This is a genomic window from Dechloromonas sp. TW-R-39-2 (assembly GCF_016864195.1).
Classification (GTDB): Bacteria; Pseudomonadota; Gammaproteobacteria; order Burkholderiales; family Rhodocyclaceae; genus Azonexus.
The window spans coordinates 3181526-3207184 of record NZ_CP045202.1; the positions used below are offsets into that span (position 1 = coordinate 3181526).

The following is a 25659-nucleotide window of genomic DNA, read 5'->3' on the forward strand; positions in this document are numbered from 1 at the left end:
TCCGGCTTATTCGTAAGCCTTGTCGTTCGGTGCCTTGAACAGTGCCTTCATGTCGTCCGACATCGGCATCTCAAGATTCAGGCCCTTCGGCGGAATCGGGTTCATGAACCACTTGCTGTAGATCTTGTCGGCTTCGCCGGAGGTCATCGCTTTGCTCAGCGCAGCATCAACCACCTTCTTGAAAGCCGGATCTTCCTTGCGCAGCATGCAGCCGTAGGCTTCCTTGGATTGTGCGGTACCGACCACCACCCAATCAGCCGGGCGCTTGGCCTTGGCCATTTCACCGTAAAGCAGTGCGTCATCCATCATGAAGGCAACGGCACGGCCGGTTTCCAGCGTCAGGAAGGCTTCGCCGTGATCCTTGGCGGAGATGATGTTCATCTTCATCTGCTTGTCTTCGTTCATCTTGCGGATCAGGCGCTCGGACGTCGTGCCGGCGGTGGTCACCACGTTCTTGCCGGCCAGATCGGCAAAATCGTTGATCCCGGCGGTCTTCTTGGCCATCAGCTTGGTCCCGATGACAAAGATGCTGGTCGAGAAACCGACTTGCTTCTGGCGCTCGGTATTGTTGGTTGTCGAGCCACATTCGATGTCGACCGTGCCATTCTGGATCAGCGTGATGCGGTTGGCCGAGGTCACCGGCATCAGCTTGGTATCGAGCTTGGCCAGCTTCAACTCAGCCTTGACGCCATCAACGACCTTGAGCATCAACTCGTGCGAGTAGCCGATGACTTGCTGCTTGTCGTCGTAATAGGAAAAAGGAATCGACGATTCACGATGACCCAGCGTGATGCTGCCGGTGTCCTTGATTTTTTTCAGGGTCGCGGATTCCTGGGCATGGGCCGGCAGGGTGGCAGCCGCGCCGAAAGCGGTAGCAAAAGCAGCAACAAAAGCGATACGTTTCATGAATTGTCTCCTGTTAAATGAAGAGGCCGGAGGCCGGCGACGACACCTATCACTACGCAGGAGGCGTGCCACCCCAAACGCAACAAAAAACAAAGAACAAGCCATTGATTTAAAACGGGATTAAAAGCACGCCGGCAGCATAGGCGTCGGATTTCCGACAGCTGGCCAGGCGAGCCATCGGAAATCCGTCACTTTCCTTGGGCCACCAGACTTGCCGAGTGCCGCGGTCGACACAAAAAAGCCGCCCAAATCGGGGCGGCTTTTTGCTGGTTTGCCGAGCAATACTCAGTCGATCCGGGTATCCAGCCCCTGCTCGGCCAGTTCGGCGGCGCGCAGCACGGCACGCGCCTTGTTCTGCGTTTCCTGCCATTCGGAATTCGGATCCGAATCGGCGACGATACCGGCACCAGCCTGAACGTGCAGCTGCTTGTCCTTGACCACGGCGGTACGGATCGCAATTGCCAGATCCATGTCGCCATGGAAACCAAGATAGCCGACTGCACCGGCATAAATACCGCGCTTGACCGGTTCGAGTTCGTCGATGATTTCCATCGCCCGCACTTTCGGCGCACCGGACACGGTACCGGCCGGGAAGGTCGCCTTGAGCACGTCGAGTGCATCCAGCCCCGGTTGCAGGCGGCCTTCGACGTTGGAGACGATGTGCATCACATGCGAGTAACGCTCGACCAGCATGTTCTCGGTCAGTTTGACGCTGCCGATGCGTGCGACACGGCCGCAGTCGTTGCGCCCGAGGTCGAGCAACTGGGTGTGTTCGGCGCGTTCCTTCTCATCGGCCAGCAACTCGGTGGCCAGTGCGGCATCTTCTTCCGGCGATGCGCCGCGTTTACGCGTCCCGGCAATCGGCCGGACAGTGACGCGCTCGCCTTCGAGACGGACCAGAATCTCAGGCGATGCGCCGACGACATGGAAATCCTCGAAATCGAAGTAGAACATATAGGGCGACGGGTTGAGGCTGCGCAGGGTGCGGTACAGCGCCAGCGGACTGGCGTGGAACGGCTTGGTCATGCGCTGCGACAGGACGACCTGCATCACGTCGCCTTCGGTAATGTATTCCTTGGCCTTGAGGACGGCCTTCTTGAACGCGGCCTCGCCGAAAACAGAGACTGCTGCCTCGGATTGGACCGGCTGCTCACTCGGGATGGTGACCGGCGTGCGCAGTTTGGCGAGCAGCTCTTTCAGCCGCGAACGTGCTTTCTGGTAAGCACCGGGAAAGCCCGGTTCGGCAAAGACAACCAGCGTCAGCTTGCCCGAGAGGTTATCGACGACGGCGATTTCCTCCGATAGCAGCAGGCCGATATCCGGCGTTCCCAGATCGCCCGGCTTTTGGGTCCGGGTCAGGCGCGTCTCGACGTAGCGCACCGTATCGTAGCCGAAGCAACCGACCAGACCGCCGCAGAAGCGCGGCAGTCCGGCTTGCGGTGCGGCACGGAAACGCTCCATGAACTTTCCGATGAATTCGAGCGGATTGGTGTCGTCCTCACGCTCGGCAATGCGGTTGCCGGTCAATACCAGCACCTGGTGACCATGCACGACGATGCGCGTCGGCGAAGCCAGGCCGATGATCGAATAGCGCCCGAAGCGTTCGCCCCCCTGCACCGACTCCAGCAGATAGGTGTAAGGGCCGTTGGCCAGCTTGAGGTAGATGGAAAGCGGCGTATCAAGGTCGGCAAACGTTTCCAGCGTGACAGGAATGCGGTTGTAGCCTTGCGCGGCAAGCGAATTGAATTCGGTTTCAGTCATGGGGAAGCCTCGGAAATGACAGGGTGCTGCGTTCTGGTGCATTGCGCCGGATCGGCGCGCGAAAGGAGATCAGGGGCGCCAGCGACGCCAACCATGCCAATCGTTCCAGAATTGCAGAGTCGTCATTTGTGATGGAGGTCTTTGAAAGTAAGGGCTTGCCGGTAGGCGGCGAGCAGGTCGGATACTAGCGCATCGCAATCGGCGCTGTCCACCGGCTCCCCCTCGTTGTAGCCGTAGGGGACGGCGTAGGCCGGGCAACCGGCGGCGCGGGCGGCTTCGATGTCGTTTTTTGAGTCGCCAATATGCAAATTGAAGCGCGGCTCGATGCCCATCTGGCGGCAGGCGTGCAGGATCGGTTCCGGATGCGGTTTCTTGTGCGCCGTCGTATCGCCGGAAACGACGACCTCGAAGTAATGCCGCATGCCGACATGCTCAAGCAGTGCTTCGGTGAACATCGCCGGTTTGTTGGTCACGATGCCGAGCTTCAGGCCGCTCGCCTTCCAAACTTCAAGACCTTCGCTGACGCCGGGGTAAATCCGGGTCAAACGACCGTTGACCGCAGCATAGTGCTTCTTGAAGGACTCGATCGCCGCCTGTATCTGCGCATCCGACGGTGCCTGCCCGCCATGCGTCAGGCAGCGTTCGACGAGCACAGCCATGCCCTTGCCGACAAAGCTGTGCACTTCGGCCAGCGTACGCGGCGGCGCACCGATTTCCTCCAGCATCAGCCGGCAGCCTTCGGCCAGGTCGGCGATGGTATCGAGCAGCGTACCGTCGAGATCGAAGGTAACCGACTGGAAATGCATCAGACCTTGCCCAGTTCGCTGCGCAGCGCGCCGATGATCGTGTCGTAGCGATGCGGGTCGCTGTCCTTGCCGGCACCATAGACGGCCGAACCGGCGACGAAGGCATCGACGCCGGCACGAGCGATTTCGGCGATATTCGTGACATTGACGCCACCGTCGATTTCCAGACGGATGCGACGGCCGCTTTCCTTCTCGTAGGCGTCGAGCTTGGCCCGCGCCTGACGTGCCTTGGCCAGCGTGCCGGGAATGAATTTCTGCCCACCAAAACCGGGATTGACGCTCATCAGCAGGATGACGTCGATCTTGTCGAGCACGTAATCCATGTAATCGAGCGGTGTTGCCGGGTTGAAAACCAGGCCGCCCTGACAACCGGCATCACGAATCAGCGACAGGCTGCGGTCGACGTGATCGGAGGCTTCCGGGTGAAAGGTAATGATATTGGCCCCAGCCTTGGCAAAATCGGGGATGATGCGATCAACCGGTTTGACCATCAGATGCACGTCGATCGGTGCTGCGGTACACGGGCGAATTGCCTCGCAAACCAGCGGCCCGATGGTCAGGTTGGGAACGTAATGGTTGTCCATCACGTCAAAGTGAATCCAGTCCGCCCCCGAGGCGATGACGTTGGCCACTTCCTCGCCCAGTTTGGCGAAATTGGCGGACAGAATGCTCGGTGCGATCACGAAATCTTTGGCAGACATGGTACTTCCCTAAACAAAAACAGACGAAATTATCCCATGCCCAACGCCAACAAGTACCGAATCACGATTCATCCTGTGCCGCAATTCATTCCGGAACAGTCTGACCCGGACAACGACCGCTACATTTTCACCTACACCATCACCATCACCAATGTCGGCGAAGTTGCGGCACAACTGATCTCACGCCACTGGATCATTACCGACGCCAACAACGAGGTGCAGGAGGTCCGGGGCCTGGGCGTCATCGGCAAACAGCCGCTGCTCAAGCCGGGTGAAAGTTTCGAATACACCAGTGGAACGGCAATGCCGACGCCGCTGGGGACGATGAAGGGGACTTACCAGATGGTCGCCGAGGACGGCACCCATTTCGAGGCCGAGATTCCCGAATTCGTACTCGCCACACCGCGCGTACTGCATTGAGCCTGAAGCACAGCTATACGTTGATCGCGCCGTTTTACGACGCGCTACTGATCCGCGCCACGCAGGGCGCCCGGCAACGCAGTCTTGCTGCACTGCCACCGACGCCGGGTCGGATTCTGCTGGCGGGGGTTGGCACCGGGCTCGACCTGCCGCACCTGCCCGCCGCCCATCAATACATCGGGCTGGACCTGAATCATGCAATGCTGCGCCGCAGCCTGCCGCGCGGTGCTCATCGCGACTATGCTGCGACACTGGGCGACGCCCAGCGCCTGCCCTTTGCCGATCACAGTTTTGATGCGGCAGTACTGCACCTGATCCTGGCCGTCGTGCCGGAACCGGCCGACTGTCTGGCGGAAATCGCCCGGGTCGTTCGGCCGGGCGGCAGCGTGCTGATTTTCGACAAATTTCTGCGTCGCGGCCAAAACGCCCTGCTGCGTCGGATGGCCAACCCGCTGATGCGGCGCATTGCTACACGACTCGATGTGGTCTTTGAAAGTTTGCTCGATGCCAGGCCGGAATTCAGACTTGAGAGCGACGAAGCGGCACTGGCCGGCGGCTGGTTCAGGATGATCCGGCTGCGTCGGATCTGAAACGCTCAGCCCTCGACTTCGTCCTTGCCCAGCGCATCCTCGATCCAGGCAAGCAGCAAGGTATAGGTCACCGCCAGCGCCACCGGACCAACGAAAATACCGATCAGGCCGAAGCTCAGCATGCCGCCAATCACGCCGGCAAAGATCAGCAACAGCGGCAAATCGGCGCCACGCTTGATCAGCATCGGACGCAGAAAGTTGTCCAGCGTACCGACGATCAGGCTCCAGACCAGCAAGGCAGTCGCCCAGCCGGTATCGCCGGTCCAGTACATCCAGCCAACCGCCGGTAGCAGGACCAGCATCGGACCGACCTGGGCGATACAGAACATCAGCATCAAGGCCGAAAGCAAGGAGGCGAACGGCACGCCGGCAATCGCCAGACCCAGACCACCGAGCACCGTCTGGACAATGGCCGTGACACCAACCCCCAGCGCCACGCCGCGAATCGCCTGTCCAGCGAGAATGATCGAGTTTTTGCCACGCTCCCCGGCCAGCCGGCGACCGAAACGCAGCACCATGCGGGCCGCACTCTCACCACCGGCATAGAGAATGGCCGCGATAGTCACGACCAGCAGGAACTGGATCAGCATGCCGCCGAGGCCACCCACCTGAGCGAGTACCCACTTGCCGGTATCGGCGGCATAGGGCATGACTTCCGTCATGATGCCGGCGGTGCCGGCCGCGGCTAGCTGACGCCAGGCGCTTGCCAGCTTTTCACCAAACAAGGGCAAGCCGGCCACCCAGTCCGGCGGCAAAGGCAAGCCATTTTCGGCCAGCGCCCGACCTGCTGCGGTCAACTGTGCTGAATGCCCGGAAATGGTATCGATCGCCAGCCACAACGGCAAAATCAGCAGAAGCAGCATACCGAGCGACATCAGGACAATCGCCGGCAGACGTCGATTGCCAAGGCGCTGCTCAAGCGACTTGAACACCGGCCAGGTTGCAACAACAATCATCGTCGCCCAGACCGTGGCGGCCAGAAAAGGGCGCAACACCCACAGCGACAGACCGATCAACCCCAGAATGCAGAGAATGGCCAGCGTATTGCGGGCCAGATCACGGCGGATGTCGGTGGCCATGGGCGTTTGATCAGCTACGGTAGTCGGCGTTGATTAACTCAACACACTGATTTAATGACGATTTATTAGATGCCAATTTTGACAAATACCCGCACATATACCCGCTTTCCTATTCGCTGCCCATTTTTGTATGAAGTCATTTTACATACCAAAAGCAAAAGCCTATCGTTCTAAGGATAGGCTTTCGTAACGAAAGCCCCAGCATTAGCTAGGGCTTCGGCACAATCACGCGAGAGGAAAACCGCGCTTGCGCTGCCGGGGTTACTTCGAGCCACTAACCGGCTGGGCTTTCCGAAAATCAGTTTGTCAGCATTGCGCTTCGAGGTTTGCTCGGATTTCGTCGAATTCCTGTGGCGTAATTACTTCATAAATCGGGCCGTGTAGATCAGGGCGCTTCGCCAGCCACTCGCGCAAGCTGTCGGCATCGGAATAGTGAATGGCAGGTCGCCCATAGTGAAGATCAGTTTGATACCAAACTCCGGGAGCAACTTCTTCGCCTTCGGCCTTGGCCCAGTCCGATACCGGCAGGCAGGTAACCATCTTTTTGTTATCTTCCGGCCGATGTTCGGCCTCAATCGCTGCCAGTCGTTTCGATAGCGTGCGGCTCATCGTGCAGCCTCCAGCATTTCAATACGCTGTTCAAGGTCGCTGGTTTCGATCATCCGGCCAAGAATTTGCAGCACATTCGCCAGCCGTGAAACATCGGCAACAGATCGCTTCCCGGCTTTGCCTTCACGGTAAAGGCGAGCGAGTTCTACACGCACATTTTCTGCCGTTTTGAGAGGCAATCGCATTCGGGTAGGGGGTGAGGTATCAATGCCCGTAGATTCGGCTTCTACGACGTTGCCATGTTGGTCAAAGGTCGCCATTTAACCGCCCCCGTCAGTTGAACCGCGCGTTCAACTGCGCCGGTAGATTAACGGCACGTTTCGCCACGCCTTGCAGATCGAAAGGAATACGCAGGGCCGTAACGACAGGCTTTGCATTCAACTGTTGTGCGGTAAAGCCAGCATCGAAATAGGGTTGCTGCATCGCCTCGATCTTGCTCACGGCTGCGGCATAGCTTTCTGCTGCTTGTTGCACGTCCTCGATAAGCGCGGCCATGCTGGCGTGCGTTCTCTGGAAGTGGTCGGCTGCCTGCTTCTTACACTTCGCCATATCGGCTGCCTCGGCCTCAGCGATAGCCGTATAGGCTTGCTGCTCCTTTACTCGCAGTCGCTCGATGTTTCGTTCCAGCTTCAGGCGGTCGATTTCCAAGCGGTCTAGCTCGTCATCGCCAGCGCCGTTAGCGATGCGCTGCTTCCAAACGTGCCGGGCTTGTTCAAGTTGCTGTTCTGCCAATTGGCAAGCGTGCATTGCACTAGCATGGGATTTTTTCAAGTTTTCGATACTCATTATTTGATCCCCATATTGCGCTCGCGCTCAGCGTTGATCTTCTCAATCATCTGAATCGTGCGTTGTTTTGATGCGTAGCTGCTGCCTTGCCTTGCAATTTCAAAATCTCGCTGGGCTTCGGCAAGCGTATCCCAGCCGTAAGACTTTCCAGCCAGAAGGCCGGTTTTACTATTTTGATTATTCATTTAATTTTCCTTTGGTGGTTAATTTACGCCATTTGTCAGCGTTTAACTGATTATATCATTTATTAGAATGGCAAATTAACAGGCGGCATTGAGCGCAAATTGCCGATTTTGAATGGCATTTTTAATTGTTGAATTAGTTGTATGTGCGTATGAGAGTAAAAGTGTAATACCTATATATAAACTTTTTATCTCATACACACATACAACAATTTCAATTAATTAGCCTTCCTGTGGATAACTCTATGCCGCCAGTGCTTTGATTGCCTCGAAGCGTTCGGCGCGCTCCCGTGTAATCCGTTCGGCATGTTCGCTGAACATCAAGTGCGCTTGCGGATTCACAAGGAATTTGCCGTCTGATTTCCTGCCGCGTTTGCCGGGCTGGTTCTCGGTAATATCTGCAAGCCATCCCAGTTCGATTAGCAGGTCTAGTGCAGCTTCCGGCGTTTGATCGCTCCGGCCTCGCCAGTCTGTTGCATATCGCGTCAGGTCGCCACGCTGGAAGCGTTCCCAGCCTTTACTCAGGATTGCTTCGGCAGCAGACCGGACAAGATGCAGCACGTCGCCAGCGCCTCGGTCGAGGATTAGATAAACAGCCTCAGAATGCCTATACAAAACGCGCAGAATGCGTTTGGCTCGCTCAAAGGTATCAATGCTTACCTCGGCTAAGTATTCGCCATTTACGGCGCATTCTACGCAGTGCAGACCGAATGCCAGCCGGCCAAGAAAGCCCGGAAACTTATCGAGATGTTCGGCGAGCCGTTTTGCTGGCGTGCGTGCCGTGATAATCCGTATTTGGTTGAGATAGTCGGCGTGGCCTTTACGTGCATCCGGGGCCAACTTCGCCTTTTGCTCAGTGAATATACCGGCATCGTTCCATTCCTGAATTCGGCTGAATATATTCTGAATCGTTGCTGCGGTCAGCAAGCCATGCGTTGATTCATAATTAACAATATTCGGGGGCGAAATTTGATAAACGAGGAAACGCTGATAAAGGCCATCGGCACCGCCACCTGTTTTACGAAACAGATCAGCCAGCACATCAGGTTGCATCCCGGCGATAATGCCCACTGAGAACTGCTCGATAAACATCGGCGCAGCCTTGGCTCGATTGACGGTTACGCTGCCACCATCAAACGCTTGCAGGAAAACGCCACGATCTTTGCCGCCCCCCGCGTTGCCGTAAGCATCAAGCTGTCCGATAAAGCGAGTGATTTCATCGTGGAACAAATTCACGCCTTCGGGGTTGTCAATCAGCAGCTTTGCCAGTGCCTCGGTCGTCGTGTCGTCAGCGTGGCGCTGTCGCCACCGTGGGCGGGTATCTCGATTGCCTGCCGCGTGTTCGGCTTGGGTGCTCTGCGACGATTTAAGCATCTCAGCATTGATTGCCTCAGCGAAGCGTCGAGAGGCTTTCATAATCGGAGACTTCCCAGCGCCAGACTTGGCCACAAGGCCCAACCATGCGAACGCTGGAACCTCAAAGCCCGGTGCAATCTCCATTCTGGCCCGGTGGTCAATATGATTGCACGCGCTGATTAGCGTCAGCAGGCTGTATCCACCTACGTCGAACCCAGATGCAGCGCTGCATTCATTTGCGTATTTGGCAAATGGTGCAGGCAGGCAGTCCAATGGCAATGGCGGCACCGGCTGTTCGGCGAATACATCAACCGGCATCGTCCATTCGAGGGTGGTTAGCATTTCCTCAGCCAGGTTGTCGAGGGTGCTCAGTGAGCGTTCAATTTCATGCATGATGCAACCCCGCTGCGGTAACGCCTGCCTGAATGCGGCTGGCTGCCTCTATTACGCGCACAAGGTCGCAGGATGAAAGCTGTCCATCATTCGCTATGATTCGTGCAGCAGCGGCCACCACAAGGGCTTCATGGCCGATTGCTCGCAGCACGTCAGCAGCAGGAAATGGGCGGCGCTGTGATTTTCCGGTGCTCTCTCGCGGGGGAAACAGGTCGGCAATGTCCATGCCCACGGCGGCAACAATCTCATGCACCGAGCACCCGGCGAAGCAATGCACCAAAACGCGGCCATCATCGCCTTCGGCAATGCTCAGGCTCGGCCCTCGGTCTTCATGTGAGGGGCAGCAGGCTTGCCACTTTCCCGGCCCGGTGCGGCGCACCTTATCAAGTTTTGAAATGAGGTTGTCGGCAATCATTTCGCCACCTCGTAGTTTCGCCAGATTTCAAGGCGTTGCCGAAGGTGAGAATAAGCGTACATTCCGACGTACTCACAACCCATGAATTGATGGATTACAAAAAATCCATTCCCATCGGCTACGTATTTATCAATTGCTGCCTCAATTTGACGTCGAATAAATCCAGTCTTGCGAAGGTCTGCAATCAATTGCGAGTATGTCGCCTTATCGCCGTGAGCCTTCACGTTGAGATCAATTAGGATAGGCAACTGCGACAATGCTTTGTTTGCGGTAGAATTGCGGTGTGAATTCTTTTGGGGCTGTGCCGACTCGGTGCGGCCTTTATTTTTGGTTATCATCATTCGCCCTTATGCAGCCTTCCGACTGTTTTCAATCTGGGCAACTAGCCATTGATTTATTTCCCCTTCAATCCAACCGACTGATTTAGCACCAAGTCGAATACAAGCCGGGAAATCTCCGGTACGCATATGAGCGTAGATTGTTGAGCGGGACAACCCGGTACGGGCTTCGACCTGCTTACGGCGCAGGATATTTAATGCAGAATTTACTTGGTTTTTCATTTGAGAACACCTTGAACGTTGCCGTGAAGTAACGGCATGTATTGGATTTTCTCGGAATCACCAAAAACAGAAGAAGACGGATAGCATTGCACTATCCGTCACTATTTAATTCTCTGTGCAAAACCCTTTTGAATCTTATTTTGAATACTCCAAGATTTTTTAACACCCTCCACCTGTAGAGCATCATCGTTTTTACGGTCAGGGAAGTCTCTATTTAGCTCAATCAGGGCAACCTTTGCGACAGCATCGTCCTTTGAAAGACCTTCCGTTTTCCTGAACCGCTCGACCATAGCCCAGCGCCACGCATTCTTATTTGAGGGGCTCTTTATATCGGCCACACCAAAAGCCACGTTTCTACCTTCACCACGACAAAGAGCAAGCAAACCGTACCCCAGCCACTTCATCACCTCTGGCGGCAATGGCCTCTGCTCGATCAAATGAACCCCAGCCGTCGCAAGTAACTCAAGCGCCTCAGCATTACTGCCATTTAACTTTTCGAGCATTGTTTTTCCCACAATCAAGCCCTCCGCATTGCAATAACATCACCACCAGCCATACATTCATTAAGCATACCCGCCCACCAAGTAAGCAACTCAAACCGCTCCGTGATTAACTTCGCGTGATTGTATGCAGCACGAATTTTGTTGCGCTCTTGGTGCGCCAAGCAAAGCTCAATCGCTTCACTGCGGAAGTCTTCACCGTTCTCCAATTTCGCACCGTTCGCCGCTGTCGAGAAAGTTCCACGGATACCGTGCGGCGTAAATTTGCCTTCGTATCCAGCCCGTCGAAACAGATCTCGGATGGCCTCAGGGGACATGCTCTTCTTTCGATCTGATCTGTGTGGAAAGACGAACTCAAGCGAGCCAGAAAGCGGCTGCATTGATTTGAGAACATCAATCGCGGAATCGGACAATGGAACAACGTGGTCTTGCTTGCCCTTCATCCGCTCGCCAGGTATTGCCCATATCTTTTGATCAAAATCGATTTCCCCCCACCTTGCACCAACAACCTCATTCACACGGCAAACGGTGAACCACATCAGCATCACGGCTGCTTTTGTCGAATATTCACCAACAGCACCATTCACCGCTCGCAGGAAGTCACCTATCTGCTTTTCCGTTTTCAAGATCGCATGATGACGAACCTGTGTCGGGGTCTTAATCGAGCGGCGCAAAGGGAAGCAAGGATCATCATCACGCCTAAGATTTACGACCGCAAAGCGGAATGCGCCACCGATCCACGTTTGCAATAGCTTGGCCTGTGTCGGGCTTCTTTTTGCTACCTTCTTCAAGGTGTCGAGTACGTGCGCCGGCTTAATATCCTTTACCGGCAACTTGCCCAGCGATGGGAATGCGTCAGCCTCTAATCGTCTCTGAACATTTGCGGCGTACCCTGCCGACCATTCAGACGCGTTCGACAGCATCCATTCTCGCGCCACACCTTCGAACGTATCGTTTAACTCGTTCGCTCTGACGATTCGATCCAGCTGCCTCTGTCGGCTGGGGTGAATCCCTTTTTTGACCATCGCCTCCGCATCATTACGAACGAGACGCGCTTCTTTCAGGCTCATTTCCGGATAGGTGCCGATGGCGTACATATTTTCCTTGCCACCGATTCGGTAGCGATAGCGCCAAGCCTTCGCGCCGTTCGGTTTGACCTCCAAACACAGCCCATGCATATCAGCCATTCGGTAGAGCTTTTCCCTTGACTGAGCGTTCTTTACAGCGGTATCTGTGAGCATTTTTCGCACCTTCCTATGGGTATAAATCTCTGTACCCGCTTTCGAGCCACAAGAAAAGCCAGTACATACCCGCTTTTATACCCGCTTTTTAATCGGAAGTCAATGGAACACCCCGGAACACACAGGCGTAAAAAAACCCGCAATAATGCGGGTTTCAAGGAATATTCCGGAACACGCCGGAACTAGCGTTTTACTAGCTACGGTAGTCGGCGTTGATCTTGACGTAGTCGTAGGAGAAGTCGCAGGTATAGACCTTGGCCTGCGCAGCGCCCCGACCGAGATCAACCCGCACCGTGATTTCCGCCTGGGCCATCACGCGTGCGCCATCCTCTTCCTTGTAGGCGGCGGCACGTCCACCTTTTTCGGCGACCAGCACGTCATCCAGCCAGACCTTGACGCCATCGACGTCGAGATCGGCAATCCCGGCGTAACCGATAGCCGCCAGGATGCGGCCGAGATTCGGGTCGGAGGCAAAGAAGGCCGTCTTGACCAGCGGCGAATGACCGATGGCGTAACCGACCTTGCGGCACTCTTCGACATCCTTGCCACCTTCGACGGCGACGGTAATGAACTTGGTGGCGCCTTCGCCATCGCGCACGATGGCCTGGGCCAACTCGACGGAAACAGCGATCAGCGCCGCCTTGATCTCGGCCCAACCGGCATCGCCGGTCGATTTGAAACTGGCGCCGGACTGACCGGAAGCGATCATCACGAAGGAGTCGTTGGTCGAGGTATCGCCATCGACCGTGATGCAGTTGAACGACGCATCGGCCGCTTCCTTGACCAGCTCGTCGAGCAACGGCTGGGCAATGCCGGCATCGGTGGCGACAAAACCGAGCATCGTCGCCATATTCGGCTTGATCATGCCGGCGCCCTTGGAGACACCGGAAATGGTCACTTTTTTACCGTTGACCGTGACAACACGCGAGGCTGCCTTGGCAATGGTGTCGGTCGTCATGATGCCGTGCGCAGCGTTGTACCAGTTGTCCGCCTTCAGATCGGCCTGCGCCGCCGGCAAACCGGCCTTGATGCGCTCAACCGGAAGCAGTTCGAGAATGACGCCGGTCGAAAATGGCAGCACCTGGTCGGCGGCGATGCCAAGAATGGCCCCTACGGCTTCGCAGGTTTCCTGCGCCGCCTGACGACCCGGCTCGCCGGTACCAGCGTTGGCGATACCGGTATTGATCACCAGCGCACGAATTTCCTTGCCACCGGCCAGATGGTTGCGGCAAAGCTGGACCGGCGCAGCACAAAAGCGGTTTTGCGTGAACACGCCAGCCACAGAACACCCTGCATCCAACGCAACCAGCGTCAGATCGCGGCGATTTTTCTTGCGAATTTCGGCTTCGGCAACGCCGAGACGAACGCCCGGCACGGGAAAAAGTTGATCGGCAGATGGCGTGCTGTAATTGACTGGCATTCTCGTGGCTCCAAAAGCATCAAGGCACCGCGTGGGTGCCTTGGGGGGGTCAGGACAGTTTTCCGTGGCAATGTTTGTATTTTTTACCGCTACCGCAAGGACAAGGGTCGTTTCGGCCAACCTTCGGGCCGGCATCCGATGGCGCGGGAACCGCCGCCTCGTCGGTCGAACCTTCCAGAGCCTCATCATAACCGGCATGCTGGTATTGGACGTTCTGGACATCGGCATGCGGCGCCGTTTCCTCGACGTCTTCCTGCGAGCGAATCTGTACGGTAAAGAGAACGCGGGTCACTTCCTTGCGAATCAGGTCGAGCAGGCCTTCGAAAAGCTCGAAAGCTTCGCGTTTGTATTCCTGCTTCGGATTCTTCTGGGCATAGCCGCGCAGGTGGATGCCCTGGCGCAGGTGATCGAGGGCCGCCAGGTGCTCGCGCCAGTGCGTATCGAGGCTCTGCAACATCACATTGCGCTCGAATTGCTGGAAAGAGTTGTTGCCGACCAGATCGATCTTGGCCTGGTAAGCCTGATCGGCCTCCAGAGTGATGCGGGCCAGAATCTCTTCGTCGGACAAGGTCGGCTCGCTCTTGAACCATGCGGCGACCGGTGCGACGATCAGCAACTCGGCCGCCAGCGCACGCTCCAGGCCTTCCATGTCCCATTGTTCCTCAACCGACTCGGCCGGCACATAGGTCCGGAAAATATCGCCGATCACGCTGTGGCGCATGGCGGTAATCGTCTCGGAAATATCCTCGGTTTCGAGCAGCTCGTTACGCTGCTGGTAGATCACCTTGCGCTGGTCGTTGGAAACGTCGTCGTATTCGAGCAACTGCTTGCGAATGTCGAAGTTACGGGCTTCGACCTTGCGCTGAGCCGACTCGAGCGAACGGGTGACGAGCGGATGCTCGATCGCTTCGCCTTCCGGCATTTTCAGCTTGTCCATGATGGCGCGCAGGCGCTCGCCGGCAAAGATGCGCAACAAGGGGTCGTCGAGCGACAGGTAGAAGCGAGAAGAACCGGCATCGCCCTGGCGACCGGCACGGCCGCGCAGCTGGTTGTCGATCCGGCGCGATTCGTGACGCTCGGAACCAATGATGTGCAGACCACCGGAAGCCAGCACCTGATCGTGCGACTTCTGCCATTCGGCGCGCATTGCTGCAATGCGGGCTTCGCGCTCGGCTTCGGGCAGCGATTCGTCATGCTTGATCGCCGAGGTTGCCTTTTCGATGCTGCCGCCCAGCACAATGTCGGTACCCCGACCGGCCATGTTGGTGGCAATCGTGATCACCCCCGGTCGACCGGCTTCAATGACGATTTCCGCTTCGCGGGCATGCTGCTTGGCATTGAGCACGTTGTGCGCCAAGCCTTCCTTGTCGAGCAGGCTGGAAAGCAACTCGGAGGCTTCGATCGAGGTCGTGCCGACCAGCACCGGCTGGCCGCGTTTGGCACAATCCTTGATATCGGCAATGATTGCCGCGTGTTTTTCGTCTGCGGTCTTGTAGACCAGGTCGTTCATGTCCTTGCGCACCATCGGACGATGCGGCGGAATGACAACCGTCTCCAGACCGTAGATCTGGTGGAATTCGTAGGCTTCGGTATCGGCCGTGCCGGTCATGCCGGACAGGCGGCCGTACATCCGGAAATAATTCTGGAAAGTGATCGAGGCCAGCGTCTGGTTTTCCGACTGGATCTGGACGCCTTCCTTGGCTTCGACCGCTTGGTGCAGGCCATCGGACCAGCGACGACCGGCCATCAGGCGACCGGTGAACTCGTCGACGATGATGATTTCGCCATTCTGCACAACGTAATGCTGATCCTTGTGGAACAGCGTCAGGCCACGCAACGCTGCATTCAGGTGATGCATCAGCGTGATGTTGGCCGCGTCATAGAGGCTGGCGCCTTCAGCCAGCAGGCCGTGTTCAGCCAGCAACTGCTCGGCATGCTCGTAACCGGCTTCGGAAAGATGGACCTGATGGCCCTTCTCGTCGACCCAGTAATCGCCTTCGGCCTTTTCTTCGGCAGCGCGGGTCAATTTCGGCACGACATCCTTCATCCGTAGATAAAGATCGGTGTGATCTTCAGCCTGGCCGGAAATGATCAGCGGCGTACGCGCTTCGTCGATCAGGATGGAATCCACTTCGTCGACAATCGCGAAATTCAGCTGACGCTGAACGCGTTCGCCCGGCGTGTACACCATGTTGTCGCGCAGGTAGTCGAAACCGAATTCGTTGTTCGTGCCGTAGGTGATGTCGGCTGCGTAGGCTGCCTGCTTGGCCTCGTGATCCATCTGCGACAGGTTGACGCCGACGCTCAGGCCGAGGAAGCGGTGCAGACGTCCCATCCACTCCGCATCGCGGCTGGCCAGGTAGTCGTTGACCGTAATGACGTGCACGCCCTTGCCGGAAATGGCATTGAGGTAGGCCGGCAGCGTGCCGACCAACGTCTTGCCTTCACCGGTACGCATTTCGGCGATCTTGCCGTAATGCAGCACCATGCCGCCAATCATCTGGACGTCGAAGTGACGCATGCCCAGTTCCCGCTTGCCGGCCTCGCGGACCACGGCAAAAGCCTCGGGCAACAGGTCGTCGAGCGATTCACCGTTGGCGTGGCGCTGACGGAACTCGTCCGTTTTCACCCGCAGCTGCTCGTCGCTCAGTGCTTCGAGCGAAGGCTCAAGCGCGTTGATACGCTTGACGGTCTGGGAATATTGTTTAACGAGCCGATCGTTGCGGCTGCCGAAAATCTTTTTGAGTAGGCCGGATATCATCGCGATGAAATGTGGTTGCGCGGGGTGCGGCAAAGCGCGGATTCTAGCACGCTCCCCCGGCATGACGATGACGACCTAAATCAAGGGTTTAGAATAAGCCGCTCAACGCCGTTTGAGTTGTGCGAACTCACTCCCCTGCTTGAGGAAAAGTGCCGGATTCTGGGCTACCCCCAGCATGCGCACCTCGAAGTGCAGATGGGCGCCCGTCGAGCGCCCCGTATTGCCGACCGCCCCCAGCTGCTCGCCGCGACGGACCAGCTTGCCGGCCGGCACATCGACCCGGGAAAGATGAGCATAACGAGAAACCAGCCCTTCGCCATGGTCGACCTCGACCAGATTACCGAATTCAGCATGGTAGGCGGCCGAAAGAACGACGCCATCGGCAGCGACGACAACCGGCGTACCGATTTCGGCATTGAAATCTATCCCTTCGTGCATGGCACGCAAGCCGGCAATCGGATCACTACGATGGCCAAACGGCGAGCCATAAGCTGCATTCTTGACCGGCAGTGTCGTCGGCAACAGGCGCTCCTTGACGCGCTTTTCGAGCAAGCGTGATTCCAGAACAGAAAGGTCGTCGGCGCTATGCTCGACATTTCCCGCCAGTCGGTCGATTTCCCGCTGCAACTCGGCAGCCGTCATCGGGGCAGGCACGTAGGGACCGCCTGCACCCGACGGTTTTCGCGGTGGCACCACGTCGAGCTTGATCCCGACCACGCCGGCCAGACGCTCGCCCAGGGTATCAAGCTGGACCACCTTGGCTTGCAACTCACCGAGACGCGTCGCCATGAGCAACAGGTTGTTGCTCAGATAATCCTGCGTCTTCTGCGTTTCTTGCTGTTGCAGCGAAAGAATCAGTCTTTCAACCACCGGCAGACGCCAATGAACGGACAACCACGAAAACAGCAGCGAGGTCAGAACCACCAGGAAAATAAAGAGAGCCAGCCCCGCAACGACATGACGAGGCATAATGGTGATCGTTCGCGCTGCTTTCAAATGACGCGAAACCAAAATAATCTGCATTGAAACTCCTCCATGTACAACGGGCCTGAGCATTACCTTGACAGCGACGCCAACGCCAGCCGGCTGATGGCTCACGCACGTCTGTTGCTCAAGCTCTCGCGCCGCTTCGAAGCGATTGCCCCGGCGGGGTTTCGCCACGCTGCACGCGTTGCCAATTACAAGTCGGGGAAAATTATTATCCACGCCGATAACGGCGCGGTCGCTGCCAAAATCCGCCAGATGAGCCAGCGTTTATGCAGCGAGTTATGCAAAGGTGGGGCGCAGTGTAACGAGCTCGAAGTAAAAGTTCAACCCCGCGAAAATCTTTTCCAATCAACACCTTCAACGCAAAAGCCACTCTCCAGCACGGCCTGCGAGGTGCTGCGGTCGACGGCAGAAAACATGCCGAAAGGCTCTTTGCGCGCGGCAATCGATGCCTTGCTGGCAAGCTCGGCAAAACGGGAATAAAGGCCACATCGCGGGGCATCAGCCGCACAAGGCAGGCCGAAAAAATCTCAGGAGAACAATTCAGGCAAGAAGCTGGCGCACGCAGGTAGCGCTGGAGTCCCCGCCAAAAAAGCTCGGGACATCGCTCTCGGGAACAGCGGAAGTTCGGCGAATTTCCTGCTGAATCAGGCGGGCTGGTTCAGCCAGCGCGTCACGCCGGCCGGGGCGTTTTCAGCCTGCTCGAAAGTTGCGAACTCCCAGGATTCCTGGTGATTCAGCAATTCACGAGCCAGCTGGTTATTCAGCGCATGACCGCCTTTGTGCGACGAATAGGCGGCAAGCAGCGGGCTGCCAAGCAGATAGAGGTCGCCAACAGCGTCGAGAATCTTGTGTTTGACGAACTCATCGCCGTAGCGCAAACCGTCCTGGTTCAGGACGCGAAATTCATCAAGCACGATGGCATTTTCCAGGCCACCACCCAGCGCCAGACCGTTTTCACGCAGGTATTCGACTTCCTGCATGAAACCAAAGGTGCGCGCCCGGGCCACTTCGCGGGTGTAGGACTGTTCGGCGAAATCGATTTCAGCCTTTTGGGCCGACTTGTCGATTGCCGGATGGTTGAAAACGATGGAAAAAGCCAGGCGATAACCATCGTAAGGCTCGAAACGGGCCCATTTGTCGCCATCGCGAACTTCAATTGTTTGGGTAACGCGAATGAATTTCTTGGCCGCGTTCTGTTCCTCGATGCCAGCCGACTGGATCAGGAAAACGAACGGCGCAGCCGAACCGTCAAGGATGGGCACTTCCGGCGCATCCAGGTCTACCCAGGCATTGTCGATACCGAGACCGGCAAAGGCCGACATCAGATGTTCGATGGTGCCGACTTTCACCCCGTCCTTTTCAAGACAGGAGCACATGCGTGTATCACCCACCATGAAGGCACGGGCCGGGATATCAACAGGCTCCGGCAAATCGACGCGACGGAAGACGATGCCGGTATCGGGCGCGGCCGGGCGCAGGGTCATATTGACCTTGACGCCGCCATGCAGGCCAACACCTGAGGCGCGAATAACTGTCTTGAGCGTGCGTTGCTTGAGCATGCAAGTGCTTGAATAATTAGGGGAGCGGCGCATTGTAACACAACGCGCCGCCGCCTTTTTCAGAGAAGTGGCAAGCGATCAGTCTGCTTGTTTGCGCAGGAATGCCGGGATGTCGTAACGGTCGACTCCGCTGTTGGCCAGCGCTTCAACCGTGACATTGCGCTTGCGCACAACAGCCGGGACATCGGCGATCTGGTTGTAATCGATGGCCGGGGTGCTCGAGAAGCCGACGGCATCGTGCGTACCGGTGGCTGCCATGACCGGCGTATTGATCACTTCGAACGTCTGGCGATTGCGCACGGCAACGGCCTGGCCGAGACCGGTGGCAACGACGGTGACGCGCAGCGAATCGCCCATCAATTCGTCGTAGACCGCGCCGAAGATGATGTGTGCGTCTTCAGCAGCGAATGCCTTGACGGTATTCATCACTTCGTTGACTTCCTTCATCTTCAGACCGCCCTTGGCTGCTGTGATATTGACCAGCACGCCCTTGGCACCGGACAGATTGACACCTTCGAGCAGCGGCGAAGCCACGGCCTGTTCGGCCGCGATGCGGGCGCGGTCGACACCGGCGGCAGCGGCAGAACCCATCATCGCACGGCCCATTTCCCCCATCACGGTGCGGACGTCTTCGAAGTCGACGTTGACCAGACCCGGGTAGGTAATGATTTCGGCAATACCGCCAACAGCGTTTTTCAGCACGTCGTCAGCCGCCTTGAAGCAATCGTCGACATCGGCATCGTCGCCCATGACTTCCATCAGCTTGTCATTGAGGATGACGATCAGCGAATCGACGTGCTTGGAGAATTCGGCAATACCGGCTTCGGCGGACTTCATCCGCTTGTTGCCTTCGAAACTGAACGGTTTGGTCACGACACCGACCGTCAGGATGCCCATTTCACGGGCGATTTCAGCCACGACCGGCGCTGCACCGGTACCTGTGCCACCGCCCATGCCGGCGGTGATGAAAGCCATGTGCGCGCCTTGCAGTGCGGCACGGATGTCTTCGCGATGCTGAATGGCCGCTTCCTGGCCCTTTTCCGGCTTGGCGCCAGCACCCAGGCCACTCTCGCCGAGTGACAGCTTGCTCGACGCTGCATTGCGGCCGAGCGCTTGTGCGTCAGTGTTGGCGGCAATGAATTCAACGCCGTTCACACCTTCGCGAATCATGTGCTCGATAGCATTGCCACCGGCACCGCCGACCCCGAACACTTTGATGATCGTGCCGACTTCTTCGTCCTTCTCGATGATCTCAAACATGACTACCTCCTCTGAAAAACCGTTAAAAATTGTTTAGAAATTCTTGGCAAACCACGATTTCATACCGACCAGGACATCCTTGATGCCCTGCTTGTCCTGAATTTTCTGGCCCCGTTTACGCTGGGCCTGCGCTTCTAGCAGCAAACCGAAAGCAGTAGAAAACCGCGGGCTCTGCACGACATCGGCCAGGCTGCCCGTGTATTTCGGGTTACCCAGGCGCACCGGCATGTGGAAAATTTCTTCGCCCAGTTCGACCATGCCCGGCATGACGCTGGCGCCACCGGTCAGCACGATGCCGGAGGAAAGCACTTCCTCGAAACCGGCGCGGCGCAATTCGTTCTGGATCAGTTCGTACAATTCCTCGACGCGCGGCTGGATCACATCGGCCAGCGCACGGCGGCTCAATTTCCGGCTTGGGCGGTCGTCGACCCCGGCAACCTCCATCGTCTCGGCAGCGTCGGCCAGTTGCGACAGAGCGCAGCCGTACTTGCACTTGATGTCTTCGGCTTCGCGCGTCGGGGTGCGCAGCGCCATGGCGATGTCGTTGGTGATCTGGTCGCCGGCGATGGGGATTACCGAGGTATGACGGATCGCGCCTTGCGTCCACACCGCCAGGTCGGTCGTACCGCCACCGATATCGATCAGGCAGACGCCAAGATCCTTTTCATCTTCGGACAGCACGGCGTAGCTCGAGGCCAGCGGCTGCAGCACCAGATCATTCACTTCCAGACCGCAGCGACGCACGCACTTGACGATGTTCTGGGCCGCAGAAACGGCACCGGTCACGATGTGCGTCTTCACTTCGAGGCGCATGCCGCTCATGCCGATCGGCTCGCGAATGCCGTCCTGGCCGTCGATAACGAATTCCTGCGTCAGGATGTGCAGGATTTCCTGATCGGCCGGAATCGGCATCGCCTTGGCGGTTTCGATCACGCGGTCGATGTCGGCCGGCGTCACTTCCTTGTCCTTGATCGCCACCATACCGTTCGAATTGAAGCTCTTGATGTGGCTGCCGGCGATCCCGGTATACACATCCTTGACCTTGCAATCAGCCATCAGCTCGACTTCCTGCACGACGCGGCTGATCGTATGCACGGTTTCCTCAATGTTGACCACGACACCTTTTTTCAGGCCGCGTGAATCCTGCGACCCCATGCCGATCACATTGAGGCTGCCTTCCTGGTTGATTTCGGCCACCAGCGCGACGATCTTCGAAGTGCCGATATCCAACCCGACAACCAAATCCTTGTTATCCCTGCTCATTGATTACTTTCCCTTCACTTCACCGGCCATCCGCATGGCAAAGCCATTCGGATAACGCAAATCCACGACCGCCGGACGGTTCGCACGCTTGGCGACAGCCTCCGGATAAATTTCGATAAATCGCTGCAAGCGCACGCCTACCGGCGATTTCGGCTGTTCCCGGCCGATATCCACCACCATTCCGTTTTCCAGCTTCAACTGCCAAGCCAGGCGCGGCGACAGCGTGACCTGCACCGGCCGCTCACCGAGCGCCTTGAAATTGGCAACAAACTCGCCGTAGCGCTTCAATACTTCCGGCGCGGTATCCTGTGGCCCGAAGAGCAACGGCAAAGCGGTCGTCTCACTCTCGGCCAGCACGGCAGAGAAAACCTCGCCGTAGGAGTTGACCAACTCGCCCCGCGCCTCGCCCCAGCGTGCTGCCGGACGATGCTCCTCAACCTTCACTTCGAGCTTTTCCGGCCAGATCCGACGCACTTCAACGCGCCGCACCCAAGGCAGCTTTTCAAGCGTGGCACGCACCTGATCCAGATTGATGCTGAAGAAATTACCCTTCATCACCGCCGGCAACACCTGCTCGATTTCGATCCGGCGGGTATGCGCCAGCGAATCGGCAAAAACCACCTGGCGCACCGGCAAGGACGGCACGCGAACCAGCCAGACAGCACCCGCCGCCAGCAATGCAGCCGACGCTGCGAGAATCAGCAGGTCGGCGATTGCAGTCAGCAGGTGCGGTTTATTCCACATGCGGCGTCTCAGTCGTTGGTGGCCAGTTCGAGCACACGACGCACCAGTGCCGGATATTCCATGCCCGCCACACGGGCGGCCATCGGAACCAGCGAATGATCGGTCATGCCCGGTGCGGTATTCACTTCGAGGAAGTAATGATTCCCCGCCTCATCCATCAGAAAATCAACCCGCCCCCAACCGCGGCCGCCGAGAATGCGGAAGGCTTCCAGCGCGCCCTTGCGGATTTCCATTTCTTTGGCTTCCGGCAAGCCGCAGGGGCAGAGATAACGGGTGTCGTCGCGGTTGTACTTGGCTTCGTAGTCGTACCACTCGGAGGCCGGCTCGATCTTGATGATCGGCAAGGCCTGGTCGCCGAGAATGCCGACCGTGTATTCACCGCCCATGACGCCCTTTTCGGCGATCACCAACGAGTCGTATTTGGCGGCTTCGGCATAAGCCAGATGCAGCGTGTCGTGCTCCTTGACCTTGCTGATACCGATCGATGAGCCTTCGTGGGCCGGCTTGACGAAGATCGGCAAGCCGAGTTCTTCCTCGACGTCGGCAAAGTCGGAATCTGCTGTCAGCAATGCGTAATCCGGCACCGGCAAACCCGCGGCCTGCCACAGCAACTTGGTGCGGAACTTGTCCATGCCCAAAGCCGAAGCCATGACACCGGAACCGGTGTAAGGAATGTGCATCAGTTCGAGCGCGCCCTGGATTGTGCCGTCTTCGCCGTGTCGACCGTGCAAGGCGACAAACGCACGGTCGTAGCCTTTCAGGGCATCAAGCGGCTGCTCGGCCGGATCGAAGGGATGGGCGTCGATGCCCTGGCCCTGTAAGGCAGCCAGTACGCGCGAACCGCTGTTGAGGGAGACCTCGCGCTCGGCGGACGTTCCGCCGAAGAGGACTGCGACTTTACCGAAACCGCTCATTTGAACTCCACCACCTTGCCAGGCACGGCACCGATCGAACCGGCGCCCATGCACAACACCACGTCGCCATCGCGGGCGACATCCATGATCGTTTGCGGCATCGCCGCGATATCTTCGACAAACACCGGCTCGACCTTGCCGCCGACACGCAAGGCGCGGGCCAGCGAACGGCCATCGGCGGCAACGATCGGTGCTTCGCCGGCAGCGTAGATTTCGGCCAGCAAAAGCACGTCGACCGTGGCAAGCACCTTGACGAAGTCTTCGAAACAATCGCGCGTCCGCGTATAGCGATGCGGCTGGAAAGCCAGCACCAGGCGGCGACCGGGGAAAGCACCGCGAGCGGCAGCCAGCGTCGCGGCCATTTCAACCGGGTGATGGCCGTAATCGTCGACCAGCGTGAAGCTGCCGCCAGCCGGCAGCGCGACTTCGCCATAACGCTGGAAGCGGCGGCCGACACCCTTGAACTCGGCGAGCGCCTTGACGATAGCTTCGTCGGACACCTGCACCTCGGTCGCCACGGCAATCGCCGCCAGGGCATTCAGCACGTTGTGGATACCCGGCAAATTCAGCGTGATAGACAGGCGCGACACCGAGCCATTGACCCGGACGCAGTCAAAGCGCATCTGGCCATCGGCGGCGACGATGTTTTCCGCGTAGAAATTGCAGGCGTCGCTCAGGCCGTAGGTAATGATCTGCTTCGGCACCTGCGGCATGATCGCGCGCACATTCGGGTCTTCACCGCAGAGCACGGCAACGCCGTAAAACGGCAGGCGATTCAGGAAATCGACGAAAGCGCCCTTGAGACGCTCGAAGTCATGGCCGTAGGTTTCCATGTGGTCGGCGTCGATATTGGTGACCACCGAAACCACCGGCGACAGGAAGAGGAAGGAGGCGTCCGACTCATCGGCCTCGGCGACGAGAAAATCACCGGAACCAAGACGGGCATTTGCCCCAGCGGCATTCAGCCGACCACCGATGACGAAAGTCGGATCGACGCCGCCTTCGGCCAGGATGCTGGTCACCAGGCTGGTGGTGGTCGTCTTGCCGTGCGTTCCGGCGATGGCGATACCGTGCTTCAGACGCATCAGTTCGGCCAGCATCTGGGCACGTGGCACGACCGGAATCTTGCGCTCGCGGGCGGCAATGACTTCCGGATTGTCGGCCTTGACCGCCGTCGAAATCACCACGGCATCGGCCCCGGCTGCATTTTCGGCGGCGTGACCAATCGTCACCTTGACGCCTTCGCCTTCAAGACGACGGGTCGTCGCGCTGGCCGCCAGATCGGAACCGGTCACGGTGTAATCGAGGTGGGCGAGCACTTCGGCAATGCCGCTCATGCCCGAGCCGCCGACACCGACAAAGTGGATATGTTTGACTTTATGTTTCATTTCGCGATCTCCGCGCAGACGTTGGCGACTTCCTCGGTCGCAGCGGGCTTGGCCAGGCTGCGCGCCTTGATGGCCATTTCGCGCAACTGGCTGCGGCTGTAATTGCGGATCAGCGCAATGCTGTCCGGCGTCATTTCGGTTTGCGGCAGCAGGAAAGCGCCGCCGACATTGACCAGGAATTTGGCATTCCCGGTCTGGTGATCATCCACGGCGTGCGGGAAAGGCACGAGAATGCTCGCGACGCCGACCGCGGCCAGCTCTGCCACGGTCAACGCGCCGGCACGGCAAATAACCAGATCGGCCCATTCGTAGGCGCCGGCCATGTCTTCGATGAATGAAACGCAGTGCGCCTCGACACCCACCGCGGCGTAGTTGGCCTTCAGCGCATCGAGATGTTTTTCGCCCGCCTGATGGACGATTTGCGGCAACTGGTTGGCGCCGAGCAAAGCCATGCCTTGCGGAATGATTTCATTCAACGCCTGGGCACCGAGACTGCCGCCGATCACCAGCAAACGCAGCGCGCCGCTCCGCTCGGCGTAACGCGCCTCAGGCCCGCTGAGCGCGGCGATTTCCGGACGTACCGGATTGCCCAGCCAGCTGCCTTTTTTCAGCACTTCCGGAAAGCCGGTCAGGACGCGGTCGGCCACACCGGCCAGCACCTTGTTGGCCAGACCGGCGACCGAATTTTGTTCGTGCACGACCAGCGGCTTGCCAAGCAGCGCCGCCATCATCCCGCCGGGGAAGGTAATGTAGCCGCCCATGCCGAGCACGACATCCGGCTGGACCCGGCGGATGGCGCCCAGTGCCTGCCAGAAGCCGCGCAGCAGGTTGATCGGCAGCAGCAGCTTGCGCATCAGACCCTTGCCGCGCAGGGCAGCAAACTTGATCCACACCGTTTCGTAACCATGCTGCGGCACCAGACGCGCTTCCATCCCATCCGGATTACCCAGCCAGACAACGCGCCAGCCGGACTGACGCATTTTTTCGGCAACGGCCAGCGCCGGGAAAATATGGCCACCGGTACCACCGGCCATGACCAACAGTGTCTTGCTCAT

28 protein-coding genes are annotated in these 25659 nt (G+C 58.0%); 3 read left to right on the forward strand and 25 right to left on the reverse strand.

Annotated features, from left to right (window positions below; genetic code table 11):
* Positions 1-6 precede the first annotated feature (6 nt).
* The 4 genes from GBK02_RS15425 to rpe form a co-directional block, all read right to left on the reverse strand.
* Positions 7-906, reverse strand: coding sequence for a glutamate/aspartate ABC transporter substrate-binding protein (locus GBK02_RS15425; RefSeq protein WP_203467487.1), 900 nt, complete (start codon positions 904-906; stop codon positions 7-9).
* Positions 907-1191: 285 nt separating this feature from the next.
* A complete protein-coding gene (trpE, locus tag GBK02_RS15430) occupies positions 1192-2667 on the reverse strand; it encodes an anthranilate synthase component I (RefSeq protein WP_203467488.1) in 1476 nt (491 codons plus the stop codon).
* A 122-nt stretch (positions 2668-2789) separates the two neighbouring features.
* Complete coding sequence (locus GBK02_RS15435) at positions 2790-3473, reverse strand: phosphoglycolate phosphatase (RefSeq protein ID WP_203467489.1); 684 nt, start codon at positions 3471-3473, stop codon at positions 2790-2792.
* A complete protein-coding gene (gene rpe, locus GBK02_RS15440; RefSeq protein ID WP_203467490.1) occupies positions 3473-4174 on the reverse strand; it encodes a ribulose-phosphate 3-epimerase in 702 nt (233 codons plus the stop codon). The genes GBK02_RS15435 and rpe overlap by 1 nt, the downstream gene beginning before the upstream one ends.
* A gap of 36 nt (positions 4175-4210) precedes the next feature.
* Between rpe and apaG the strand changes: the two genes are divergently transcribed.
* Both apaG and GBK02_RS15450 read left to right on the forward strand, forming a co-directional pair.
* Positions 4211-4594: a Co2+/Mg2+ efflux protein ApaG gene (gene apaG, locus GBK02_RS15445; protein WP_203467491.1), complete on the forward strand. Its 384-nt coding sequence runs from the start codon at positions 4211-4213 to the stop codon at positions 4592-4594.
* Positions 4591-5184 carry a class I SAM-dependent methyltransferase gene (locus tag GBK02_RS15450; RefSeq protein ID WP_203467492.1) on the forward strand — a complete coding sequence of 198 codons (594 nt, stop codon included), beginning with the start codon at positions 4591-4593 and terminating at the stop codon, positions 5182-5184. The genes apaG and GBK02_RS15450 overlap by 4 nt, the downstream gene beginning before the upstream one ends.
* A 5-nt stretch (positions 5185-5189) precedes the next feature.
* Here the strand turns inward: GBK02_RS15450 and ydiK are convergent, their stop codons facing one another.
* The 14 genes from ydiK to GBK02_RS15520 all read right to left on the reverse strand — a co-directional run bounded on the left by ydiK (position 5190) and on the right by GBK02_RS15520 (position 17509).
* A complete protein-coding gene (gene ydiK, locus GBK02_RS15455; protein WP_203467493.1) occupies positions 5190-6263 on the reverse strand; it encodes an AI-2E family transporter YdiK in 1074 nt (357 codons plus the stop codon).
* A gap of 306 nt (positions 6264-6569) precedes the next feature.
* Complete coding sequence (locus GBK02_RS15460; protein ID WP_203467494.1) at positions 6570-6872, reverse strand: hypothetical protein; 303 nt, start codon at positions 6870-6872, stop codon at positions 6570-6572.
* Positions 6869-7132, reverse strand: coding sequence for a hypothetical protein (locus tag GBK02_RS15465; protein ID WP_203467495.1), 264 nt, complete (start codon positions 7130-7132; stop codon positions 6869-6871). The genes GBK02_RS15460 and GBK02_RS15465 overlap by 4 nt, the downstream gene beginning before the upstream one ends.
* Before the next feature lie 13 nt (positions 7133-7145).
* Positions 7146-7658: a hypothetical protein gene (locus GBK02_RS15470; protein WP_203467496.1), complete on the reverse strand. Its 513-nt coding sequence runs from the start codon at positions 7656-7658 to the stop codon at positions 7146-7148.
* The gene (locus GBK02_RS15475; protein WP_203467497.1) at positions 7658-7843 is read right to left on the reverse strand and encodes a hypothetical protein; all 186 of its coding nucleotides are present in this window, start codon (positions 7841-7843) and stop codon (positions 7658-7660) included. Before GBK02_RS15475 ends, GBK02_RS15470 begins: the two co-directional genes overlap by 1 nt.
* A gap of 240 nt (positions 7844-8083) precedes the next feature.
* Entirely contained in the window at positions 8084-9589 is a 1506-nt protein-coding gene (locus tag GBK02_RS15480) for a DUF3987 domain-containing protein (RefSeq protein WP_203467498.1), read from the reverse strand.
* The gene (locus GBK02_RS15485) at positions 9582-10004 is read right to left on the reverse strand and encodes a hypothetical protein (protein WP_203467499.1); all 423 of its coding nucleotides are present in this window, start codon (positions 10002-10004) and stop codon (positions 9582-9584) included. Before GBK02_RS15485 ends, GBK02_RS15480 begins: the two co-directional genes overlap by 8 nt.
* Positions 10001-10345 carry a hypothetical protein gene (locus GBK02_RS15490; protein WP_203467500.1) on the reverse strand — a complete coding sequence of 115 codons (345 nt, stop codon included), beginning with the start codon at positions 10343-10345 and terminating at the stop codon, positions 10001-10003. Before GBK02_RS15490 ends, GBK02_RS15485 begins: the two co-directional genes overlap by 4 nt.
* Positions 10346-10351: 6 nt before the next feature.
* Positions 10352-10564 carry an AlpA family transcriptional regulator gene (locus GBK02_RS15495; protein ID WP_203467501.1) on the reverse strand — a complete coding sequence of 71 codons (213 nt, stop codon included), beginning with the start codon at positions 10562-10564 and terminating at the stop codon, positions 10352-10354.
* Between the two features lie 101 nt (positions 10565-10665).
* Positions 10666-11067 (reverse strand): hypothetical protein, encoded by a 402-nt coding sequence (locus GBK02_RS15500; RefSeq protein ID WP_203467502.1) that lies wholly within the window; start codon positions 11065-11067, stop codon positions 10666-10668.
* A gap of 14 nt (positions 11068-11081) precedes the next feature.
* Positions 11082-12305, reverse strand: coding sequence for an integrase arm-type DNA-binding domain-containing protein (locus GBK02_RS15505; protein WP_203467503.1), 1224 nt, complete (start codon positions 12303-12305; stop codon positions 11082-11084).
* 193 nt (positions 12306-12498) lie between these two features.
* Entirely contained in the window at positions 12499-13725 is a 1227-nt protein-coding gene (argJ, locus tag GBK02_RS15510; RefSeq protein ID WP_203467504.1) for a bifunctional glutamate N-acetyltransferase/amino-acid acetyltransferase ArgJ, read from the reverse strand.
* A gap of 49 nt (positions 13726-13774) precedes the next feature.
* The gene (gene secA / locus GBK02_RS15515) at positions 13775-16486 is read right to left on the reverse strand and encodes a preprotein translocase subunit SecA (protein WP_203467505.1); all 2712 of its coding nucleotides are present in this window, start codon (positions 16484-16486) and stop codon (positions 13775-13777) included.
* A 102-nt stretch (positions 16487-16588) separates the two neighbouring features.
* Entirely contained in the window at positions 16589-17509 is a 921-nt protein-coding gene (locus GBK02_RS15520) for a M23 family metallopeptidase (protein ID WP_239003069.1), read from the reverse strand.
* Positions 17510-17521: 12 nt separating this feature from the next.
* Here GBK02_RS15520 and GBK02_RS15525 point away from each other — a divergent pair, with 12 nt between their 5' ends.
* Positions 17522-17956 carry a DciA family protein gene (locus GBK02_RS15525; RefSeq protein ID WP_203467506.1) on the forward strand — a complete coding sequence of 145 codons (435 nt, stop codon included), beginning with the start codon at positions 17522-17524 and terminating at the stop codon, positions 17954-17956.
* A gap of 164 nt (positions 17957-18120) precedes the next feature.
* On the opposite strand, the gene lpxC is transcribed toward GBK02_RS15525, so the two are convergent.
* From lpxC to murG, 7 genes are all read right to left on the reverse strand, one after another.
* Entirely contained in the window at positions 18121-19035 is a 915-nt protein-coding gene (lpxC, locus tag GBK02_RS15530; RefSeq protein WP_203467507.1) for a UDP-3-O-acyl-N-acetylglucosamine deacetylase, read from the reverse strand.
* Positions 19036-19113: 78 nt separating this feature from the next.
* Positions 19114-20295 carry a cell division protein FtsZ gene (gene ftsZ / locus GBK02_RS15535; RefSeq protein WP_203467508.1) on the reverse strand — a complete coding sequence of 394 codons (1182 nt, stop codon included), beginning with the start codon at positions 20293-20295 and terminating at the stop codon, positions 19114-19116.
* A gap of 33 nt (positions 20296-20328) precedes the next feature.
* On the reverse strand, positions 20329-21558 hold the full coding sequence (gene ftsA / locus GBK02_RS15540) for a cell division protein FtsA (RefSeq protein WP_203467509.1): 1230 nt from the start codon (positions 21556-21558) through the stop codon (positions 20329-20331).
* Positions 21559-21561: 3 nt separating this feature from the next.
* Positions 21562-22302, reverse strand: coding sequence for a cell division protein FtsQ/DivIB (locus GBK02_RS15545; protein WP_203467510.1), 741 nt, complete (start codon positions 22300-22302; stop codon positions 21562-21564).
* A gap of 8 nt (positions 22303-22310) precedes the next feature.
* A complete protein-coding gene (locus GBK02_RS15550) occupies positions 22311-23216 on the reverse strand; it encodes a D-alanine--D-alanine ligase (RefSeq protein WP_203467511.1) in 906 nt (301 codons plus the stop codon).
* Positions 23213-24604, reverse strand: coding sequence for a UDP-N-acetylmuramate--L-alanine ligase (gene murC, locus GBK02_RS15555; RefSeq protein ID WP_203467512.1), 1392 nt, complete (start codon positions 24602-24604; stop codon positions 23213-23215). Before murC ends, GBK02_RS15550 begins: the two co-directional genes overlap by 4 nt.
* Entirely contained in the window at positions 24601-25659 is a 1059-nt protein-coding gene (gene murG / locus GBK02_RS15560; RefSeq protein ID WP_203467513.1) for an undecaprenyldiphospho-muramoylpentapeptide beta-N-acetylglucosaminyltransferase, read from the reverse strand. The genes murC and murG overlap by 4 nt, the downstream gene beginning before the upstream one ends.

Bases quoted from the DNA above. Each gene is read 5' to 3' on its own strand.
- GBK02_RS15425 (WP_203467487.1), bottom strand. From the start codon at position 906: ATGAAACGTATCGCTTTTGTTGCTGCTTTTGCTACCGCTTTCGGCGCG.
- trpE (WP_203467488.1), bottom strand. From the start codon at position 2,667: ATGACTGAAACCGAATTCAATTCGCTTGCCGCGCAAGGCTACAACCGC.
- GBK02_RS15435 (WP_203467489.1), bottom strand. From the start codon at position 3,473: ATGCATTTCCAGTCGGTTACCTTCGATCTCGACGGTACGCTGCTCGAT.
- rpe (WP_203467490.1), bottom strand. From the start codon at position 4,174: ATGTCTGCCAAAGATTTCGTGATCGCACCGAGCATTCTGTCCGCCAAT.
- apaG (WP_203467491.1), top strand. From the start codon at position 4,211: ATGCCCAACGCCAACAAGTACCGAATCACGATTCATCCTGTGCCGCAA.
- ydiK (WP_203467493.1), bottom strand. From the start codon at position 6,263: ATGGCCACCGACATCCGCCGTGATCTGGCCCGCAATACGCTGGCCATT.
- GBK02_RS15460 (WP_203467494.1), bottom strand. From the start codon at position 6,872: ATGAGCCGCACGCTATCGAAACGACTGGCAGCGATTGAGGCCGAACAT.
- GBK02_RS15465 (WP_203467495.1), bottom strand. From the start codon at position 7,132: ATGGCGACCTTTGACCAACATGGCAACGTCGTAGAAGCCGAATCTACG.
- GBK02_RS15470 (WP_203467496.1), bottom strand. From the start codon at position 7,658: ATGAGTATCGAAAACTTGAAAAAATCCCATGCTAGTGCAATGCACGCT.
- GBK02_RS15475 (WP_203467497.1), bottom strand. From the start codon at position 7,843: ATGAATAATCAAAATAGTAAAACCGGCCTTCTGGCTGGAAAGTCTTAC.
- GBK02_RS15480 (WP_203467498.1), bottom strand. From the start codon at position 9,589: ATGCATGAAATTGAACGCTCACTGAGCACCCTCGACAACCTGGCTGAG.
- GBK02_RS15485 (WP_203467499.1), bottom strand. From the start codon at position 10,004: ATGATTGCCGACAACCTCATTTCAAAACTTGATAAGGTGCGCCGCACC.
- GBK02_RS15490 (WP_203467500.1), bottom strand. From the start codon at position 10,345: ATGATGATAACCAAAAATAAAGGCCGCACCGAGTCGGCACAGCCCCAA.
- GBK02_RS15495 (WP_203467501.1), bottom strand. From the start codon at position 10,564: ATGAAAAACCAAGTAAATTCTGCATTAAATATCCTGCGCCGTAAGCAG.
- GBK02_RS15500 (WP_203467502.1), bottom strand. From the start codon at position 11,067: ATGCTCGAAAAGTTAAATGGCAGTAATGCTGAGGCGCTTGAGTTACTT.
- GBK02_RS15505 (WP_203467503.1), bottom strand. From the start codon at position 12,305: ATGCTCACAGATACCGCTGTAAAGAACGCTCAGTCAAGGGAAAAGCTC.
- argJ (WP_203467504.1), bottom strand. From the start codon at position 13,725: ATGCCAGTCAATTACAGCACGCCATCTGCCGATCAACTTTTTCCCGTG.
- secA (WP_203467505.1), bottom strand. From the start codon at position 16,486: ATGATATCCGGCCTACTCAAAAAGATTTTCGGCAGCCGCAACGATCGG.
- GBK02_RS15520 (WP_239003069.1), bottom strand. From the start codon at position 17,509: ATGCAGATTATTTTGGTTTCGCGTCATTTGAAAGCAGCGCGAACGATC.
- GBK02_RS15525 (WP_203467506.1), top strand. From the start codon at position 17,522: ATGTACAACGGGCCTGAGCATTACCTTGACAGCGACGCCAACGCCAGC.
- lpxC (WP_203467507.1), bottom strand. From the start codon at position 19,035: ATGCTCAAGCAACGCACGCTCAAGACAGTTATTCGCGCCTCAGGTGTT.
- ftsZ (WP_203467508.1), bottom strand. From the start codon at position 20,295: ATGTTTGAGATCATCGAGAAGGACGAAGAAGTCGGCACGATCATCAAA.
- ftsA (WP_203467509.1), bottom strand. From the start codon at position 21,558: ATGAGCAGGGATAACAAGGATTTGGTTGTCGGGTTGGATATCGGCACT.
- GBK02_RS15545 (WP_203467510.1), bottom strand. From the start codon at position 22,302: ATGTGGAATAAACCGCACCTGCTGACTGCAATCGCCGACCTGCTGATT.
- GBK02_RS15550 (WP_203467511.1), bottom strand. From the start codon at position 23,216: ATGAGCGGTTTCGGTAAAGTCGCAGTCCTCTTCGGCGGAACGTCCGCC.
- murC (WP_203467512.1), bottom strand. From the start codon at position 24,604: ATGAAACATAAAGTCAAACATATCCACTTTGTCGGTGTCGGCGGCTCG.
- murG (WP_203467513.1), bottom strand. From the start codon at position 25,659: ATGAGCAAGACACTGTTGGTCATGGCCGGTGGTACCGGTGGCCATATT.